This window comes from uncultured Limnohabitans sp. (assembly GCF_937889215.1).
In the GTDB taxonomy this organism is placed as follows: Bacteria; Pseudomonadota; Gammaproteobacteria; order Burkholderiales; family Burkholderiaceae_C; genus Limnohabitans_A.
On the sequence record NZ_CALBEX010000060.1, the window covers coordinates 1 to 1509 of the forward strand.

Below are 1509 nucleotides of genomic sequence, written 5' to 3' on the forward strand. Positions count from 1 at the left end.
AGCAGGGTCATATTGGGCATTTGGCCCCAATAGAGCAGGTCTCGCGCCATTTCGATGGGGGGCGTCAGCGGGTTCAAAAACATCAGCGGCTGATAGGCGGGCGGCAGTGACGATGCAGGGTAGAAAATGGGCGTCAAAAACATGAGCACCGTGATGACCAAGCCAATGATCTGGCCAACATCGCGCAGATACACGCCCAAAGAAGCCAATGCCCAACTCAGGCCCATGACAAACAGCACCAGCGGCCCCAACACCAAGGGCAGTAGCAGCACATGCCAGTGCGGCACACCAAACAGCGCCAGATACGCCACCAGCCACACGCCTAGGCTGACCACAAACTGGAACAAGGCGCTGCCTATGCTGACCCAAGGCAGCACTTCGAGTGGGAAGACCACTTTTTTGACGTAGTTGACGTTGGCCAAAATCAACCCCGGTGCACGGCCGATGCATTCAGAAAACAGGTTAAAGATGATGAGACCGGCAAACAGCAACAGTGCGAACTCGGTTTTGGAGTCACTGCCACCGCCCCAGCGTGCCTTGAAGACGACGCTGAACACGAAGGTGTAGACCGCCAGCATGAAGATGGGATTGGCCAGCGACCAGAAGATGCCCAGCATGGAGCCTTTGTAACGGCCAACGACTTCGCGGTGAATCAGGTTTCGGATCAACCCTTTGTTGCGCCAAAGGCTGGCGACCATCTCGCGGGGAGATGCGGAGAAGTTTTGCATTGTTATTGTTTATTATTCAGTGAACGGGTTCAGCCCATGCGCAATTGAGCGTTTGGGCAATGCCGTGCAGTCTTTTATCGCGGGTCCAAAGCTTCACGCCTGAGATCAATGCACTGGCACAGAGGTGAGCGTCGATATAACCAATGCCTTTGCCCATGAGGCCCTTACTTTCAATGAAGTGCATGACTTCATGATCGAGGGCGGATTTCACGGGGGGCAGTGCTTGCAGCAGTTCAATCACTGTTTGTCGGTTCTTCAAGTTGCCACAAGCCAGTTCCCCCACAACAAAGGGGTGGGTCGTCACTTGTGTTTGCATCAGGGACTGAACCAACAATGGCTCGCCCTGGCGCAGGTGGTCCACCCAAACGGAGGTGTCTACCAAAATCATGTGGCCGATTGTTGCCTGGCTACGGGCATGAGCTGAGGTTCAGTGCCGCCAAGTTGCGCCAGGCGATGGGCGCTTTCGCGCTGCACCAGCGCCAAAAGTGCTTCGCGCAGCAGTTGAGTGCGCTCTGTCAGGCCACTGATTTTCTGGGCTTGAGCCAGCAATTGATCGTCCAGTGTCAATGTGGTTCGCATGGCTTGGGTCCTTTGGGCATCAAAATACGAATCATTTTATTCTTCAATTGATGCTTTGTGCAATTTCAAGCAAACACTTCGGCCTGCGACAGCATCAAACTTGCTTGGTCTTTGGCCGAGAGTTGTGGCGTCATGCCTTGGGGCCAGGTGATGCCGATGGCCGGGTCGTTCCAGGCGATGCAGCGCTCGTGCGCGGGGGCGT

At 55.2% G+C, this 1509-nt stretch carries 4 protein-coding genes; all 4 read right to left on the minus strand.

What is annotated here, in order from left to right:
* Nucleotides 1–728, minus strand: a 728-nt coding sequence (locus tag Q0341_RS01415; protein ID WP_299510048.1) for an ABC transporter permease, incomplete at its 3' end; no start/stop codon positions are given.
* 16 nt (nucleotides 729–744) lie between these two features.
* A complete protein-coding gene (locus tag Q0341_RS01420) occupies nucleotides 745–1116 on the minus strand; it encodes a type II toxin-antitoxin system VapC family toxin (protein WP_299510050.1) in 372 nt (123 codons plus the stop codon).
* The gene (locus Q0341_RS01425; protein WP_299510052.1) at nucleotides 1113–1307 is read right to left on the minus strand and encodes a type II toxin-antitoxin system VapB family antitoxin; all 195 of its coding nucleotides are present in this window, start codon (nucleotides 1305–1307) and stop codon (nucleotides 1113–1115) included. Before Q0341_RS01425 ends, Q0341_RS01420 begins: the two co-directional genes overlap by 4 nt.
* 65 nt (nucleotides 1308–1372) lie before the next feature.
* Nucleotides 1373–1509 (minus strand): dTDP-4-dehydrorhamnose 3,5-epimerase family protein (locus tag Q0341_RS01430; protein ID WP_299510054.1); only part of this gene is annotated, 137 nt, incomplete at its 5' end.